Raw genomic sequence first — 14,519 nt, 5'->3', positions numbered from 1 at the left:
CCAGGTACTCCGGCACTAGGCCGACGGCTCGTCGGGCACGGGGTCCTCCGGATGCACGGACCCCGAGCGCGGGGTGCCACCGGGGCCGGCGCCGGCCTCGTCGGGGTCAGGGAGGTCCTCGTCGCCGCGGCCCTCGGGCTGTCCGCTCTCCGCCGCCTCCCACGGGTCCTGACCGGACCCGGCCTGCTGGTCCGGCAGGTCCCGGGGTACCGGCTTGCCGTCCTGCTTGTCGCCCACGGCGTACTCCCCTCGCGTCGTTCCGAGGCCTCGTTACGGGCGTCCGGCGAGTACCTCGGCGGAACGGCGCGAAACGCGGGGTCGGCGTGGGACGGGCGGGGCAGCGCCCGGGTCAGCGCGGGCTGCGTTCCTCCAGGGCCGCGCGCCAGGCGGGGAGCCGGTCCTCGGTCGCCGGTTCCGCGCGGCGGCCGCCGCGGCTGAAGAAGTCGGCGAGGGGCAGGATCGCGGCGCCGACGGTGACCGCGTCCGGGCCGAGCCGGCCGAGGTCGATGGTGACCTGCTCGGCGGGGTGGCGCAGCGCGTACGTGGTCGCGTACCGGCGTACGGCGGGCAGGAAGCGGGCGCCGAGCTGGAGGCCGGCCCAGCCGCCGATCAGGATCCGCTCGGGCTGGAAGAGGTTGATCAGGTCGGAGAGGCCGGCGCCCAGGTACTCGGCGGTCTCCTCCAGGACGGCGAGTGCCACGGGGTCGGCATCGGTGCCCTCGGCCGGGTAGGCGGCGGCGAGCATCGCGGTGAGCGCGCTCTCCTCGTCGAGGCCCTCGGCCGGACGGCCGCCCTCCTCGCGCCAGCGGGCGAGCAGCGACTCGGCGCCGGCGTACGCCTCCAGGCAGCCGAGCGCGCCGCAGCGGCAGCGGCGGCCCCGTACCCGTACGGTCAGATGTCCCCATTCGACCGCCCGGCCGTTCTCCACGTCGGCGGTGACCAGGCAGGCGCCGACGCCGGAGCCGAAGAGCACCACGACCGCGTTGTCCGCGCCACGCCCGGCGCCGAACCACATCTCGGCCTGGCCCAGCGTCTTGGCGCCGTTGTCGATGAAGTACCGCACGGAGTCCGGGAGCCGGCAGCCCCTGCGGAGCAGCTCCTCCAGGGGGACGGCGTCCCAGCCGATGGTCTGGCCGTGCACGACGGCGCCCCGGTCGTCGGTGTGCTCGATGATGCCGGGGACGCCGACGCCGACGCCGAGGAGCAGCTCGGGCGAGGAGCCCTCGGTGGCGAGGACCTCGTCGATGCCGTCCCGGATGTGGCCGACGATCACCTCGACGTCGTAGCCCTGCTGCTCCAAGGGGCGCTCGACGCGGGCCAGTTCGGTGAGGTTGAGGTCGAACAGCTCGACGCGGACCCGGGTCTCGCCGACGTCCACACCGATCATGTGACCGCTGTGCGGGGCGACGCGCAGCAGGGTGCGGGGGCGGCCACCGTCGGAGTCGACGCTGCCGGCCTCCTCGACCAGGCCGTCGGCGACCAGGTCCGCGACCACGTTGCTCACCGAGCCGGAGCTCAGGCCCGTGGCCGGGCCCAGCTCGAAGCGGCTGAGGGGGCCGTCGAAGTAGAGCCGCTGCAGTACGGCCGTGCGGTTGGCCCTTCTGAGGTCGCGTACCGTGCGCCCGTTCCGCCCCGCCATGTGGCTCCCTTCACGAACCCTGCCCGACCTGCAACATACTCCTTCGGGCAGCGGGAAGCGATATTTCCCCAACCCTTAGTTCACGATGTGAGCTAAGGAGGGGGTGATGCGGTCGGTGCCGGGTCGCGCCATGGAGGTGGAGGTCGTACGCGGGCGAAAGGTCGGTCGTGGTTGCTCGCGCAGTTCCCCGCGCCCCTGACGGGGCCGCTGCAGGCGGCGGCGTCGATCAGCTCGACGCGTATACATCCTCCACATAACGGCCTTCCACCACCAGGGAGTTCAGCCGTTCGTCGGGATTTCCCCCGGGTACGCGGTCGCGGAACATCGTGCGGAACGCCTCCCGTACCCCCGGTGCCATCCTGCTGCCGTCTCCGCAGACGTACACCCGGGCGCCCGCTTCCAGCAGCCGCCACACCTCGTCGGCCTCGGCCGCGATGCGGTGCTGGACGAAGGTGCCCGCGGTGCTGAAGGCCGGGCGCAGGGAGACGGCGCCGGCGGTCTGCGCGGCGTGGAGTTCGTCTGCGTGCAGGTAGTCGGCGTCGGCGGCGTCGCAGCCGAAGTAGCAGAGGGCGGGCGGGAGTTCGGCACCTGCCGCGAGGGTTGCGGTGCGGTCCGCGACGGCGCCGCGGAAGGGGGCCAGGCCGGTGCCCGCGGCGATCATGACGACCGGTGCGCTGCCGTCGATACGGAAGGCCTCCCGGCAGGGCCGGACGCGGGCGTACACCGTGTCGCCCGGGCGCAGGGCGGCCAGGTGGCCGGAGCCGGTGCCCCGGTAGGTGCCCTTGCCGGACCTGGCGGGGGCCTCGAGGAGGGAGATCATCAGGTCGGCGTGGCGGGGGGCGGTGGCCGGGGACGAGGAGATCGAGTAGTGCCGGGGCTTCAGCGGGGTCAGGAGGTCCAGGAGGCGTGGCCAGTCGAGGGCGCCGCGCAGGGCGCGGGGTGGTCCTCGATGATCTCGACGAGGGTGCGCGGGTCGTCGCGCAGGGAGGCGAGGGCGCCCCGCTCGGGCGGGCAGGGGTTGGGGGAGCTGAGGTGGGCATGGAGGCGGGCGGGGTCGACGGCGTGGTGTGGCGCAATCGCGCCCTGACGCTGTTCGACCGGGTGGCGGTGCCGGTCGCGGTGTGCGACGTGTACGGGCTGGTGGTGCTGGCCAACCCGGCGATGGCCGCCGAGTGCGGTACGACACCCGGCCGGCTGCGCGGCCGGGACGTTCTGGAGCTGTTCCGCCCGCAGGAGGATGCCCAGGTGGAGCGGATCGCCGAGGCGCTGCGGCTGCGGCACCGCTCGCGCTACCAGGTGTCGGTACGGTGGCGGGCGCCCGACGGGGGCGAGCGGTACGGGGAGCTGACGGCGGACCCGGTCAGCGAGTCGGTGGGCGAGACCCCGTCGCTGCTGGTGATGCTGCGGGTGGACGGCGAGCACGAGGCGCCGCGGCCGCAACCCGCTCGGGTCACGCCCGTCGAGGGGCGGGTGCTGGCGCTGCTGGCCGGCGGCGCCACCACCGAGCGGGCCGCCCGTGACCTGGGCCTCACCAGGGACGGCGTCACCTACCACCTGCGCCGGCTGTCGGCCCGCTGGGACGCGGCCAACCGCACCGAACTGGTCGCCCGCGCCTACGCCTTGGGCGTCCTCACCCCGGACGCCTGGCCGCCCGCCCCGGCCCGGTAGGCCGTACCCGCACCTTCCGGGGCGCCGAAGCGGGCCAGGGTGTGCCAGACCATTTTCAGGTCCTGGACGGCGTACCGGCCGGCGCGGGCCGCGGCACCGATGATCCGGGGGTCGACCACGCCCTTCTCCGCGATCGCGGCGCCGAGTTCGGCGTACTCCGGGCCGCGGTAGTCGGCGCGCCGGCGCAGGTCGGGCACGGTGAGCCGGTAGCCGGGGTGCCATTCGACCGGGAAGGGCAGCCGGCGGGCGGCCGCGGCCACGGGCGTGTTCCGGTAGCAGGCGTCCAGCACCAGTGCCTCGACGTCCCGGTCGAGCCGTACCCCGCCGTGCACCTGTGCCTCGATGTAGTCGTTGAGGGCGTCCTGTTCGTCGGCCTCGGCCAGGGTGGGCAGGTGGGTACCGGCGGCCACCCCGAAGTCCGTGGGCTCGGCCGCGCTGTCGGGATAGCAGAAGGTGGCACGGTGGAGTGCCGGTCCGGTCAGACGCAGGTGCGAGGAACCGAACCGGGGGGCCGCGCCGACCACTTGGCGGCGGAAGTCCAGCGCGCCGTACACCGGCCGCTCGGCCGGGTGGGCGTCGTCGTAGGTCCCGCCGAAGATCCGGCTCTCCCAGCGCCACCGGTCGCCGCCGGGGTGCGCGGTGAGCCCGCCGTTGCTGGTGCCGGTGACGAACTGGGAGTGGTAGGCGCCGTCCCGGGCGAGCGCCTCCAGGATCGGCAGACCGGCCGAGAGCCGGTCGGGGTGGAAGTTCAGGGTGATGCGCAGGCCGGGGTCGAGGGGCGGTCCGGAGGACAGCGCGGCCACATGGCGCAGCGCCGCCGCGCCCCGCGCAGTGCCGACGTCCGTGAGTTCCATCGGTTTCCCCCTGTGGCCGGTCCGATGCCGGCCGACCCTAGCCGGTCGCGGTCCCCCCGGTCGCGGCCTTTCCGCCGTGGGTGTCAGCTCGTCATGGCGATGAGCACCCCGGCCCCCAGGAAGGCCGCCGCGCCGAAGGTCAGGAACACCACCGGCCCCACGACGTGCCGCCGCATGCGTACCCGGGCGATCTGCGGGTTCTGCGCCAGGTAGACGACCTCCACCTGCCGCCCCGTCGCCAGTCCCATGCCGGACCCCTGCACCCGCGGCGAGAACTCCACCCGGTAGCCCAGGCGGTCCGTGAAGGCGATGACCGGGACCCGCTTCGGTCCGTCGCTGTCCCTGGTGCGCACGTTGTCCACGACGGATCCCCAGGTGTGCACCCCGTGCCGCCGCAGGCGGTGCACCACCGTGCCCTCGTGCACCGCGGCCACGAGCAGCCCCAGGCCGGCCACCGTGCACAGCACCGCTCCGAAGTTCAATGCCCCAACCCTTCCGCCCCGCCCGACCGTTCAGCACCTCGGGTGCACAAGACGCGTCGGCCAGGCGTTCGGTTTCCGAGGCGGGTGCGCGGGGCCGGACACCCTCCGTAATCGACTCTGGTCAACCAGCCATCAGGACGCGCATGATCTGTGGAAAGCACGTTCGCCGTGACACCCGAGTGGGAACAGGCCAAGAGATGCAAAACGTACGGAAGTGGACCGAGGGGCTGTCGCGACTCCTGCGGCGGCACCGGGACCCGGTGGTCGTCCAGACGCTGCGGTCGGCCACCGCGGCCACGATCGCCTACGTCGTCGCTCTCCACCTGAGCCCTGAGCCGGCTCCGCTCACCGCCCCGCTGACCGCGCTGCTGGTCGTCCAGGTGACCCTGTACGCCACCCTGACCAACGGCTTCCGCCGGGTCAACGCGGTGGTGGCCGGGGTGCTGGTGGCCATCGCCTTCAGCCAGCTGGTGGGGCTGACCTGGTGGAGCCTGGCCCTGCTGATCGTGGCCTCGCTCGCCGTGGGGCATCTGGTGCGCGTCGACGAGTACATCCCCGAGGTGGCGATCAGCGCCATGCTGGTGCTGGGGGTCACCACCATCAGCAGTACCGCGTGGGCGCGGATCGTGGAGACCCTGATCGGCGCGGTCGTCGGCATGGGCTGCAACCTCCTCCTTCCGCCCCCGGTGTGGGTGGACGAGGCCGGGGAGTCGATCGAGGGCCTCGCCCGCCGGCTGCGGCAGCTGATGCTGCGGATGGGCGAGGAGGCCGCCGAGATCATGCCCTGGCAGCAGGCCGCCGCACGGCTGCACGAGGCCCGCCGCCTGGACCACGCCATCGTCGAGGTGGACGCGGCGCTGCGGCAGGCGGAGGACAGCCTGCGGCTCAACCCACGGGTGCGGGAGGGCCTGCTGCACCGGGTGGTGCTGCGCACCGGCCTGGACACGCTGGAGATCTGCACGGTCGTGCTGCGCGTGCTGGCCCGCACCTTCACCGACCTGGCGAAGGCCCGCGAACCCGAACCGCTGTTCGCGTCGGACGCGGGCACGGCCCTGGAGCAGCTGCTGTCCCAGATCGCCGACGCCGTGGTCAGCTTCGCGGTGCTGGTGACCACCAGCGTCAGCGAGAACGCGGAGTCGGCCGAGGCCCGGCTCGCCGCCGAACTGCACACCGCGACCGGCACCCGCGACAAGCTCGCCGAACTGCTCCAGGACGAGGTCCGCCGCGACGACCGGAACTGGCAGCTGCTCGGCGCGGTCCTGACCGAGGTCAACCGGCTCCTCGACGAGTTGGACACCGAGCACCGCACCCGCCGCCTGCTGGAGGAACTGGACCGGGTCTCCGGTGAGCAGCGCGCCAAGCGGCCGTGGCTGACCTGGCTGCGGGAGCGGGTGGGCGTACCGGAGCGGCTGTGGCGGAACCAGGACGGCGGTCCGGGGCGTTCTCCGTCACGGACGGGGAAGGGGGTACGCCGATGACGGACACGGCGGTACGGATCGACGGGAACACACTGCGGCTGCCGGGCGGGGTGGCGGTGCGGTTCGTGCGCACGCTGCGGCTGCCGGAGACGGGCACGCATCCGCTGCCGCCGGGGCTCGGCGAGTTTCCGGTCCGGCGGGTGGGCGACTTCCCGGACACGGTTCCGGACGAATGGCGGGCACGGGGCGGGGTGATGCTGCCGGTGTACCTGCGCGAGGCGATGTGGCTGAGCTTCGCGGGCACGGCACGGCCGGCGGCTCTCCAGGTCGGCGTGGGCAAGGTGTGCGCGGTGTCCGGCAAGCCGTGGAGCGACCGGCTCTCGCAGCAGCCGCAGAACTATCTGGCGCTCCCCCGGCAGCCGTGGCTCGACGGGATCAACACCGGTAAGGGCACGGTGCGCCAGTTCGTGGCGGTTCCGCTCGGTCTGGGTGCGACGGTGGAGGGGCAGGTCACCGGCGAGGAGGTGTGGGGCGGGGTGCAGCTGCAGTCCTTCCCGCTGTCCGAGGAGGCGCTCGCCGAGTACCACCGTCAGGAGCGGCTGCGGCAGGAGCGGCTGGGCCGGGAGCGGACGCGCAGCAGGCGGTCGGCCGGCGCCTTCGGTGCGGCACTGCCCATGGCGGCGGCCGCGCCGGGAGCGGCCCCGGCGGCCCGGGGACGGAGGTCGGCCCCGGCGGCGATGGGGCTGGGTGTCGGCGGCTCGATGCGCCAGGAGGTGTACCTGGACGAGCGTCCGCTGCGGGACTGGGCCGAGAACCCGGCCGGGCGCGTCTTCGTGCACCTGGTCACGCCCCCGCAGTGGCACCGCATCACGGGCGAGGCACCCCCGCCCTCGCCGGTGGACCGGGCGGCGTACACCCGCGCGGGCCTGCCCTGGTACGACTACTACGACCAGGACGCCCGGGACCTCGCCCCCACGGACACCCTGGAGGCGGTCAAGCCGGTCGGCGACTGGCTCGGCGACGACCTGGAGCCCTGGCAACAGCCGTCCCCGGGGCAGGTGGTTCCCCTGAAGGACGCGCAGGGCAAGCCGGTGGAGGACGGCGACTGGTGACTCCATTGCACTGGACGCAACGGGCGTTGCTGTTCTTGCGTTGCCCCCTCGGTCCACGTCAAGGTGTGTCAGGTCCGGGGTGAATCACGACCTGAGGTGCGTGGCATGGGCAGTGGTACGGAAGGGACGCGCGGCGGCTGGAGCAGGCGCCGGTTCGTCGGCGCGCTCGGGGGCGCGGCCGCGGTGGTCGCGGTCCCGGCGCCGGCGGCACCACCCGCGGAACGGCCGCGCCGGGCGGCCCACCCGGCGGCCGACAGCCTGGCGAAGACCTCCTCGGCGCCCCGCCCGCTCTACCTCGGCACGTACACCTCCGTGGACGGCGGCGGCACCGGCATCGGCCTCGCCACCTACGATCCGGCGACCGGCGGGATCACCGGCGCCGGCACGCTCACGGGGGTCGCCGACCCGTCGTACCTGGCCGTCCACCCGGACGGCCGCACCCTGTACGCGGTGGACGAGCGCACGGACGGGAGCGTGACCGCCGTACGCCTGTCGGACCGGAAAATCCTGGGCAGCCGGAGCACGGGCGGGGCCGGCCCGTGTCACGTCTCGGTCCATCCGACCGGCCGCTGGCTGCTGAGCGCCAACTACACCTCGGGCAGCGTGGCCGTGCACCCGGTCGACGTCTCGGGCGCCCTCGGCGAGCGCACGGACCTGGTGACGCACTCCAGTCCGGCGCCGGGGCCCGGACAGCAGGGACCGCACGCCCACCAGTTCATCGCCAGTCCGGACGGCGGCCACGTCCTCGCCGTGGACCTCGGCACCGACACGGTCTACAGCTACCGCCTGGACCCCGCGCGGGGCACGCTCACCGAGGCCGCCCGGGCGCACACGGGGCCGGGGGCGGGACCGCGCCATCTGACCTTCCACCCGGGCGGGCGGTACGCGTACCTGGCGAACGAGGTGGGAAACACGGTCGCGGTCTGCGGCTACGACCCGGCGACCGGCCGGCTGACGATCGGCGAGCCGCAGTCCACCGGCAGCGCCGCCGGCACCACCAACTACCCGGCCCAGTTCCTGGTCACCGCGGACGGCGCCTACGCCTACCTGGCCAACCGGGGCGACAACACGCTCGCGAGGTACGCGGTCGAGGCCGCCGGGGCCCGGCTGCGGCTGCTGGACACGGTGGCGGTGCACGGGGACTTCCCCCGCCAGATCGCCTTCTCCCCCGACGGCCGGCTGCTGTTCGCCGCCAACCAGCGGTCCGGCACCGTGAGCGCCTTCACCGTCGACCCGCACAGCGGCGGACTCCGGCTCGCGGGCGAGCCGTTCGCGTCACCGGTCGCGGTCTGCGCGCTGCCGCTGTAGCGTCCGCGGGCAGGAGGCGGCCGCGCCGGCCTGGGCCAGCAGGACGTGCATGCGCTCGGTGAGCTGGGCGACGTCGTCGGCCGGCGCGTGGAAGGCGAGCCGTACGTCGCCGTGGGCTCGGGTGCGTTCGATGCGCAGGGTCAGTCCGTGCCGGTCCACGGCGAGGGGCTGGACGCGGGTCGCGGCCTGCAGGCTCTCGGGTTCGACGAGCCGGGTGAGCCGCTCGACGGCGTCCGGGTGGGCGTCGGCGAGATGGGTGAGCAGTCCGGCCTCGGCGCCGGCCAGCGGATCGGGGTTCGCGGCGGCGAACTCGTCGAGGTCGACGACCACCGCACCGGAGGGCCGGCGCAGCACCATGCGGGTGGGCCGGAAGACGAGGTGCTCGTCGACGGGCGTGAACCAGCCGGCCATCCAGAGCCGGGCCCGGATCCGGCTGCGCACCGGGACGGGTGCGACGTCGGCGAACTCCAGCATCGCGGACGGCTCACCGCGCGGGGCGCAGATCGCGGCCGTGCGCAGTGCGCCGTCCTCGGGCACGCGCAGCAGCACCCGGCCGTCGCCGGCGACGGCGTGCGCGCCGACGTACTCCTCGCGTCCGCCGTCCGCGGTCACCATGCACGACCACGCGACGGCCAGCAGGGACCGGGCCTGCTCCGCCGCACCGGGCCCGGCCGCCCAGGCTGCCTGTTCGTCACCCATCCCGAACCTCCTTAGGTCAGCCTCACCTAACTTAGCGAAGATCGGGGAGCACGCCAAGCACGGCGTGCGTCACGCACGCGGAGAACAGGGCACGGAAAGAGACCGGGACGGTCAGGAGATGACGCCCAGCAGGGCCCGCGCGCACAGGTCCCGCACCTGTTCCCGCGTCAGCTCCTCGGTGCGCAGCCACTCCAGGCAGACATGCGTGGTGAAGGCGAGCCAGCCACGCACCGCGAGGCGGGCGTCCGGGCGCCGGTCGAGGGCGGGGCCGAACTCGGGGTCGGCGGCCAGGGCGGCGAGGATCTGGCGCTCCTGGGCCGCCTGCGCCTGCCGGTAGACGCGCCGCACGGCCTGGTCGCCGGAGGCCTCGGCGCGGTGGAACGCCCGGAAGCCGTGCGCGTGGGTGTGGACGTAGTCGAGGTAGATGTCCAGGCTCGCGGTCAGCTGCTCACGGGCGGGCACACCGGGCTCGGCCGCCGTCATCCGCAGCATCCGCTCGCTCTCCCGCTCCACCACCGCCGCGAAGAAATCGCGCTTGGTCGGGAAATAGTGGTACAGCAGGCCCCGGGAGACCCCGGCGATCTCGGCGACCTGCTCGATCCACACGTCGCCGTAGGGGCTCTCGGAAAAGAGCCTGGCCCCGACCGAGAGGAGCTGCTCACGGCGTTCCGCGGTACTGAGCCTGCGGCGGGTGCGCTCACTCGGGTTCGCGGCCATACCCGCACCTTACTTGACGTGGGTTCAGCAACGGGACGAGACTGAAACCGCTTATTGAACCCATGTACAACTAGCTCACCTGCCGCAGCATCGAGGGAGATCGCGTCATGGCGGAGACGGTCACGCGGACGGAGGCGGACGCCCCGCTGCCCAAGGGGTTCCGGGGCGCCGAACAGGGCTGGCCCGAGCTGAGCCGCATCCCCCGTCCGCCGCGCCGGGTTCCCCTGCTCGGCGACGTCCTGGGCGTCGACAGGCGCACCCCCCTGCAGGACTCGATGCGCCTGGGCGCCCAGCTCGGCCCGATCTTCCGCCGCAAGGCGTTCGGCAACGAGTTCGTCTTCGTGTGGGGTGCCGAACTGGCCGCCGACATGGCCGACGAGTCGCGGTTCGCCAAGCACGTGGGGCTCGGGGTGGCCAACCTGCGTCCGGTCGCCGGGGACGGCCTGTTCACGGCGTACAACCACGAGCCGAACTGGCAGCTGGCGCACGACGTGCTGGCGCCTGGCTTCAGCCGGGAGGCCATGGAGGGCTACCACGCGATGATGCTGGCGGTGGCCGGGCGGCTGACCGACCACTGGGACCGGGAGCTGGCGGCCGGCCGCTGGGTGGACGTGCCCGGCGACATGACCAAGCTGACCCTGGAGACGATCGCCCGCACCGGGTTCGGGCACGACTTCGGCTCCTTCGAGCGGGACCGGCCGCATCCCTTCGTCACCGCGATGATCGGCACGCTCACCTACGCGCAGCGCCTGAACAGCGTGCCCGGGCCACTGGCCCCGCTGATGCTGCGGCAGGCCGCCCGGCGCAACGCGGCCGACATCGGCTTCCTCAACCGCACCGTCGACGATCTCGTCGCCGAGCGGCGCCGGACCGGCCGCGGGGAGGGCGACCTGCTCGACCGGATGCTGGAGACGGCCCATCCGCAGACCGGTGAGCGGCTGTCCGCCGAGAACGTACGACGGCAGGTGATCACCTTCCTGGTGGCCGGCCACGAGACCACCTCGGGCGCGCTCTCCTTCGCCCTGCACTACCTCGCCCTGCACCCCGGGATCGCCGCCCGGGCCGCCGCCGAGGTGGACCGCGTCTGGGGCGACACGCCCATGCCGGGCTACGACCAGGTGGCCAAGCTCCGCTATGTCCGCCGGGTCCTCGACGAGTCGCTGCGGCTGTGGCCGACGGCTCCCGCGTTCGCCCGCGAGGCCCGCGAGGACACCGTGCTGGCCGGGCGGCATCCGATGCGCCGGGGCGGCTGGGCGCTGGTCCTGACGCCGATGCTGCACCGGGACCCCGAGGTGTGGGGCCCGGACGCCGAGAGCTTCGACCCGGACCGGTTCGAGGCGAAGGCGGCACGGGGCCGGGCCCCGCACACCTTCAAGCCGTTCGGCACCGGCGCCCGCGCCTGTATCGGCCGCCAGTTCGCCCTGCACGAGGCCACCCTCGTCCTCGGCCTGCTGCTGCGCCGCTACGGCCTCGGGGCCGACCCGGACTACCGGCTGCGGGTGACCGAGCGGCTGACGCTGATGCCGGAGGGGCTGCGGCTGCGGCTGGAGCGGCGCACCCCCGCCCCGGCGCCGGTGACCGTGCCGGAGGCACCCGGGTCAGCGACCGGCGGCGGCTGCCCAGTGCACGGGGCGGGTGACTGACGCCGGCAGGCGCGTCCCCGCGTTGCCCCGGGCCGCGTCGAGCTGGGGCCGGGTCAGGAAGAAGGCGCCGGTGAGGTCCGCGTCGCGGAGGTCGGTGTCCCGCAGGTCGGCGCCGATCAGGTCGGCGTCCCGCAGGTCGGCCCCGGTCAGGTCGGCGGCGATGAGGCAGGCGCCGCGCAGACTCGCCCCGCGCAGGTCGGCGCCCCTGAGGCGGGCGCCCATCAGGTCGGCGCCGCGCCGGTCCTTCTTCTTCCCGCGCACCCCGGCCCGGGCCAGCTCGCTGGTCCGCAGCAGCAGCACATTGACCTCCTGCCGGTGCGCGGCCACATCCAGGGCGGCCAGCTCTTCGGGCGTCCCGAGACTCAGTAGCTCGGTCCTCCGCAGCGCGGCGCGCAGATCGGCGTGGACGGGGCGGGCGGCGGCCAGGCCCAGGGCCTCCGCCAGATACCAGAGCAGTTCGTGCAGCTGCCGGACGACCGGGAACGCGTCGAACATCCGGCGGGCGTCCTCCCGGGACCCGCTCCGCCAGTCCCGGCCGCCGAAGGTGACCTGTGAGACCTTCTGCCCGGCGCCGAAGCAGTCGTAGACCGTGCAGCCGTTGAACCCCTTCTGCCGCAGCTCGGCGTGGATCCCGCAGCGGTGGTCGCCGCCGAGGTTCGCGCAGGGTTTTCCGGCGGGCTTGTCGACCGCGAAGTCCGCCGAGGCGGCGAACGGCAGGGCGACACAGCAGAGCCCGAAACAGCGGGCGCAGTCCCCGCTCAGCGGGCCACGTTCGGATATCTGTTCTGGCATCCGAGCAGCTTACTGACCGGTGCGGACCTCGTCCTCCGCGTTTCGCAGCCGTACCGCGTCCGCCCCCGGCGGCCGGCCGAACTGCCGCCGGTACTCGCGGCTGAACTGGGAGGCGCTGTCGTAGCCGACCGCGTACCCCACGTCCGCCACGTCGTCGGTGCTGCTCATCAGGCGCAGCCGGGCCTCCTGGAGGCGGATGTGCTTCTGGTACTGGATCGGGGTCATCGCGGTGACCGCGCGGAAGTACCGGTGGAACGGGGAGGCGCTCATTCCGGAGAGCCGGGCGAGGTCCTCGATGCGCAGCGGGTCGCTGTAGTGATCACGGATGAAGCGGACGGCCCTGCTGATCTGGGTGAGCCTGCCGTCGGCGAGCCCGATCTGCCGGACCAGTGCGCCCTGCTCGCCGGTGATCAGCCGCCACAGGATCTCCCGCTCGATCATCGGGGCGAGCACCGCGGTGTCGGCGGGCCGGTCGAGGAGCCGGACCATCCGGACGGCGGCGTCGACCAGGTCGGCGGGCGCCTCGCCGACCGCGAGCGCGGGCAGATCGGTGCGGCGGCGCATCCCGGCCGCGTGCGGGTCGGTGCCGGACTCGAGGAGCAGCGCGGCGATGCGCGCGGGCCGCAGCCGGAAGCCGAACCCGAGGAACGGCCGCTCGGCGGTGGCCCGGGTGCACTGCCCGCTGACCGGCAGGTCGACCGAGACGACCAGGTACTGGCCCACCTCGTAGTCGTAGATCCGGCCGCCCAGCGTCAGCCGTTTGGCGCCCTGGGCGATCAGGGCGAGGACGGGGTCCACGATGCCCGAGCGGGGCCCGGTGGGCCGTTCGGCGCGGGTCAGCATGAGGCCGTCGATCGCGGGGACGGCGTCGGCGTCGCGCGGGGCGTGCCGGTCGATCAGGGAGCACAGTTCGTCGAGGGACACGCTCCCGATTCAAACGCCGGCCGGGGACGGCCGCAACGCCCTCCCCCGGAAACGCGACAGGATCGTGCAAGCCGACGGTGCGATCACTCTAACGTTCCCGCAGCTCAGCCTGGTTTGCTCGAGGAGTCGCATTCCCCACGCATCTTCCACGGAGCATTTCATGGCACTCGACTCGTACGTCGGTCTCGGCCGGTCCGGGCTCAAGGTGAGCCCCTTCTGCCTCGGCGCGATGAACTTCGGCGAGGACGGCGGCTTCGGCTGCTCGGTCGAGGAGTCGGAGAAGATCCTCCAGACCTACCTCGACCTCGGCGGCAACTTCGTCGACACCGCGAACTTCTACACCAACGGCCACTCCGAGGCGATCCTCGGCGACTTCCTCGCCGCCCGCCCCGGTCGCCGCGACCGCCTGGTGCTGGCCACCAAGTTCTTCGGCAACCTGCACCTCGGCGACCCCAACGGCGGCGGCGCCGGCCGCAAGGCGATCGTCGGCCAGCTGGAGGACTCGCTGCGCCGGCTGCGCACCGACTACGTCGACCTGTACTGGCTGCACAACCACGACCGGTCCACCCCGGTCGAGGAGACCCTGCGGACGCTCGACGACCTGGTGACGGCCGGCAAGATCCGGTACGTCGGCTTCTCCGACACCCCGGCCTGGTTCACCGCCAAGGCCCACACCACGGCCCTGCTGCGCGGCTGGACACCGGTGACGGCGCTGCAGATGGAGTACTCGCTGCTGGAGCGCACCATCGAGGGCGAGCTGGTCCCGCTGGCGCAGGACGCCGGGATGGGGCTGTTGCCCTGGTCCCCGCTCAAGAACGGCTACCTCTCCGGGAAGTACCGCAGGGACCGGTCAGCACCCACCGACGCGAAGCGGGCAGCCCTCCTCGGGCAGCCCTCGGACGAGCAGTTCGCCGTGATCGAGGCGCTCGTCGCGGTCGCCGAGGAGACCGGCGCGAGCCCGGCTGCCGTGGCCCTGTCCTGGGTACAGAACCGCCCCGGCGTCACCTCCACCCTCATCGGCCCGCGCACCCTCGCCCACCTGGAGGCCAACGTCGCCGCCCTCGACCTCCGCCTGGCACCGGAACAGACGGCCCGGCTGGACGAGGTGTCGGCCCCGGCCCTCAACTTCCCGCACGACCTCAACCACCGGGTCGGCACCATGCTCAAATACGCGGGCGCCACGGTCGACGGGGTGCCGAGCGCGGTGTACCCGCCGCTGCTGGCGAGCACCGCCCGCTACTGATCAGGAGTCTGCCGCGCACC

At 73.6% G+C, this 14,519-nt stretch carries 14 protein-coding genes and 1 pseudogene; 6 read left to right on the top strand and 9 right to left on the bottom strand.

The features are described from left to right. Positions 1-15: 15 nt before the first annotated feature. The 3 genes and pseudogenes from ACZ4UV_RS29550 to ACZ4UV_RS29540 form a co-directional block, all read right to left on the bottom strand. Positions 16-237, bottom strand: a complete 222-nt coding sequence (locus tag ACZ4UV_RS29550) for a hypothetical protein (protein ID WP_390036251.1) — start codon at positions 235-237, stop codon at positions 16-18. Positions 238-349: 112 nt separating this feature from the next. Beyond that, the gene (locus ACZ4UV_RS29545; protein ID WP_390036253.1) at positions 350-1,639 is read right to left on the bottom strand and encodes an ROK family transcriptional regulator; all 1,290 of its coding nucleotides are present in this window, start codon (positions 1,637-1,639) and stop codon (positions 350-352) included. 226 nt (positions 1,640-1,865) lie between these two features. Further along, a pseudogene (locus tag ACZ4UV_RS29540) lies at positions 1,866-2,677 on the bottom strand (ferredoxin reductase domain-containing protein); the annotation flags it as partial. On the opposite strand from ACZ4UV_RS29540, the gene ACZ4UV_RS29535 reads away from it, so the two are divergent. Then, positions 2,678-3,307 carry a helix-turn-helix transcriptional regulator gene (locus ACZ4UV_RS29535; protein WP_451018809.1) on the top strand — a complete coding sequence of 210 codons (630 nt, stop codon included), beginning with the start codon at positions 2,678-2,680 and terminating at the stop codon, positions 3,305-3,307. It begins immediately after the preceding pseudogene. Here ACZ4UV_RS29535 and ACZ4UV_RS29530 read toward each other — a convergent pair. Further along, complete coding sequence (locus tag ACZ4UV_RS29530; protein ID WP_467841941.1) at positions 3,253-4,161, bottom strand: DUF3626 domain-containing protein; 909 nt, start codon at positions 4,159-4,161, stop codon at positions 3,253-3,255. The genes ACZ4UV_RS29535 and ACZ4UV_RS29530 overlap by 55 nt on opposite strands. 83 nt (positions 4,162-4,244) lie before the next feature. Then, positions 4,245-4,643 (bottom strand): DUF3592 domain-containing protein, encoded by a 399-nt coding sequence (locus ACZ4UV_RS29525; RefSeq protein ID WP_451018811.1) that lies wholly within the window; start codon positions 4,641-4,643, stop codon positions 4,245-4,247. A gap of 197 nt (positions 4,644-4,840) precedes the next feature. On the opposite strand from ACZ4UV_RS29525, the gene ACZ4UV_RS29520 reads away from it, so the two are divergent. The 3 genes from ACZ4UV_RS29520 to ACZ4UV_RS29510 all read left to right on the top strand — a co-directional run bounded on the left by ACZ4UV_RS29520 (position 4,841) and on the right by ACZ4UV_RS29510 (position 8,481). Then, a complete protein-coding gene (locus ACZ4UV_RS29520; RefSeq protein ID WP_451018812.1) occupies positions 4,841-6,121 on the top strand; it encodes an FUSC family protein in 1,281 nt (426 codons plus the stop codon). Beyond that, the gene (locus ACZ4UV_RS29515) at positions 6,118-7,173 is read left to right on the top strand and encodes a hypothetical protein (RefSeq protein ID WP_451018813.1); all 1,056 of its coding nucleotides are present in this window, start codon (positions 6,118-6,120) and stop codon (positions 7,171-7,173) included. The genes ACZ4UV_RS29520 and ACZ4UV_RS29515 overlap by 4 nt, the downstream gene beginning before the upstream one ends. A gap of 105 nt (positions 7,174-7,278) precedes the next feature. Next, positions 7,279-8,481: a lactonase family protein gene (locus tag ACZ4UV_RS29510; RefSeq protein WP_451018814.1), complete on the top strand. Its 1,203-nt coding sequence runs from the start codon at positions 7,279-7,281 to the stop codon at positions 8,479-8,481. Here ACZ4UV_RS29510 and ACZ4UV_RS29505 read toward each other — a convergent pair. Together ACZ4UV_RS29505 and ACZ4UV_RS29500 are read right to left on the bottom strand one after the other, a co-directional pair. Beyond that, entirely contained in the window at positions 8,449-9,180 is a 732-nt protein-coding gene (locus ACZ4UV_RS29505; RefSeq protein WP_451018815.1) for a DUF2470 domain-containing protein, read from the bottom strand. The genes ACZ4UV_RS29510 and ACZ4UV_RS29505 overlap by 33 nt on opposite strands. A gap of 111 nt (positions 9,181-9,291) precedes the next feature. Continuing rightward, positions 9,292-9,897 carry a TetR/AcrR family transcriptional regulator gene (locus ACZ4UV_RS29500; RefSeq protein WP_390036267.1) on the bottom strand — a complete coding sequence of 202 codons (606 nt, stop codon included), beginning with the start codon at positions 9,895-9,897 and terminating at the stop codon, positions 9,292-9,294. 107 nt (positions 9,898-10,004) lie between these two features. Here ACZ4UV_RS29500 and ACZ4UV_RS29495 point away from each other — a divergent pair, with 107 nt between their 5' ends. Beyond that, the gene (locus ACZ4UV_RS29495) at positions 10,005-11,540 is read left to right on the top strand and encodes a cytochrome P450 (protein WP_467841936.1); all 1,536 of its coding nucleotides are present in this window, start codon (positions 10,005-10,007) and stop codon (positions 11,538-11,540) included. Here ACZ4UV_RS29495 and ACZ4UV_RS29490 read toward each other — a convergent pair. Together ACZ4UV_RS29490 and ACZ4UV_RS29485 are read right to left on the bottom strand one after the other, a co-directional pair. Continuing rightward, positions 11,496-12,332 carry a pentapeptide repeat-containing protein gene (locus tag ACZ4UV_RS29490; protein ID WP_451018817.1) on the bottom strand — a complete coding sequence of 279 codons (837 nt, stop codon included), beginning with the start codon at positions 12,330-12,332 and terminating at the stop codon, positions 11,496-11,498. The two genes, ACZ4UV_RS29495 and ACZ4UV_RS29490, sit on opposite strands and share 45 nt — an antisense overlap. A gap of 9 nt (positions 12,333-12,341) precedes the next feature. Beyond that, the gene (locus ACZ4UV_RS29485; RefSeq protein ID WP_451018818.1) at positions 12,342-13,256 is read right to left on the bottom strand and encodes an AraC family transcriptional regulator; all 915 of its coding nucleotides are present in this window, start codon (positions 13,254-13,256) and stop codon (positions 12,342-12,344) included. Between the two features lie 160 nt (positions 13,257-13,416). Here ACZ4UV_RS29485 and ACZ4UV_RS29480 point away from each other — a divergent pair, with 160 nt between their 5' ends. Beyond that, complete coding sequence (locus ACZ4UV_RS29480) at positions 13,417-14,499, top strand: aldo/keto reductase (protein WP_467841934.1); 1,083 nt, start codon at positions 13,417-13,419, stop codon at positions 14,497-14,499. Positions 14,500-14,519: the final 20 nt, after the last annotated feature.

Source organism: Streptomyces sp. NPDC028289, assembly GCF_055565975.1.
The sequence above is the reverse complement of the archived record's forward strand: the minus strand, read 5'-3'. Positions and strand labels throughout refer to the sequence as shown.

What these genes read in the sequence shown, in the direction of transcription:
- ACZ4UV_RS29515 (WP_451018813.1), top strand. Translation starts at nt 6,118, where the DNA reads ATGACGGACACGGCGGTACGGATCGACGGGAACACACTGCGGCTGCCG.
- ACZ4UV_RS29490 (WP_451018817.1), bottom strand. Translation starts at nt 12,332, where the DNA reads ATGCCAGAACAGATATCCGAACGTGGCCCGCTGAGCGGGGACTGCGCC.
- ACZ4UV_RS29535 (WP_451018809.1), top strand. Translation starts at nt 2,678, where the DNA reads ATGGAGGCGGGCGGGGTCGACGGCGTGGTGTGGCGCAATCGCGCCCTG.
- ACZ4UV_RS29505 (WP_451018815.1), bottom strand. Translation starts at nt 9,180, where the DNA reads ATGGGTGACGAACAGGCAGCCTGGGCGGCCGGGCCCGGTGCGGCGGAG.
- ACZ4UV_RS29480 (WP_467841934.1), top strand. Translation starts at nt 13,417, where the DNA reads ATGGCACTCGACTCGTACGTCGGTCTCGGCCGGTCCGGGCTCAAGGTG.
- ACZ4UV_RS29520 (WP_451018812.1), top strand. Translation starts at nt 4,841, where the DNA reads ATGCAAAACGTACGGAAGTGGACCGAGGGGCTGTCGCGACTCCTGCGG.
- ACZ4UV_RS29510 (WP_451018814.1), top strand. Translation starts at nt 7,279, where the DNA reads ATGGGCAGTGGTACGGAAGGGACGCGCGGCGGCTGGAGCAGGCGCCGG.
- ACZ4UV_RS29545 (WP_390036253.1), bottom strand. Translation starts at nt 1,639, where the DNA reads ATGGCGGGGCGGAACGGGCGCACGGTACGCGACCTCAGAAGGGCCAAC.
- ACZ4UV_RS29500 (WP_390036267.1), bottom strand. Translation starts at nt 9,897, where the DNA reads ATGGCCGCGAACCCGAGTGAGCGCACCCGCCGCAGGCTCAGTACCGCG.
- ACZ4UV_RS29530 (WP_467841941.1), bottom strand. Translation starts at nt 4,161, where the DNA reads ATGGAACTCACGGACGTCGGCACTGCGCGGGGCGCGGCGGCGCTGCGC.
- ACZ4UV_RS29495 (WP_467841936.1), top strand. Translation starts at nt 10,005, where the DNA reads ATGGCGGAGACGGTCACGCGGACGGAGGCGGACGCCCCGCTGCCCAAG.